The 720-nt window shown below is 32.6% G+C and carries 1 protein-coding gene; it reads right to left on the bottom strand.

Annotation, left to right across the window (positions count from 1 at the left end; translation table 11 throughout):
• Positions 1–110: 110 nt before the first annotated feature.
• Positions 111–566 (bottom strand): IS200/IS605 family transposase, encoded by a 456-nt coding sequence (gene tnpA, locus ACYUE0_RS17730; RefSeq protein ID WP_460271940.1) that lies wholly within the window; start codon positions 564–566, stop codon positions 111–113.
• Between the last annotated feature and the right edge of the window lie 154 nt (positions 567–720).

Raw genomic sequence — 720 nt, 5'->3', positions numbered from 1 at the left:
AGTCATAACCACCCGTAAAACGGGTGGCTTGCTCAAGCCCTATAAGGGCGTATTACTTCCAACACCTAAATGGTGTTAGCTTTCATTTCATTCAAGCCATTGTGGACTGATTACTTAACTATACCCTTAAAAGGGTTCTCTAATTCTTTTGTTGTAATCTTATCCATCATTTGATCATATTTTTCTTGTTCTCTTATATATTTTGCTATTGTTTTTTCATTTAAACCTACAGTACTCACATAATATCCATCTGCCCAAAAGTGCCTATTYCCAAATTTATATTTTAAACTTGAATGTCTATCAAATATCATCATTGCACTTTTCCCTTTAAGATATCMCATAAAACTTGATACACTTATCTTTGGTGGAATTGATACTAAGATATGTATATGATCTGGCATCATGTGTCCTTCTAATATTTCTATGCCCTTCCATTTACATAAATCTTTTATTATTTCCTTTATATCTTCTCTTAACTTATAATATATTATCTTTCTTCTGTATTTTGGTGTGAATACTATATGATACTTGCACATCCACTTTRTATGTGCTAAACTTTGTGCCATGGAGCATCATTCCTTTCTGTTATCTTAGTGGCTTGAACAATCACTATTATAACAAAAGTATGATGCTCTTTTCTTAAGAACTTAATCTCACCCGCATAGCGGGCGGTTTTTAGTTTCGGGCATTATCACGCCCTCAACATGTTAAAACAATAAT

This window comes from Clostridium sp. CTA-19, assembly GCF_054767855.1.
The sequence above is the reverse complement of the archived record's forward strand: the minus strand, read 5'-3'. Positions and strand labels throughout refer to the sequence as shown.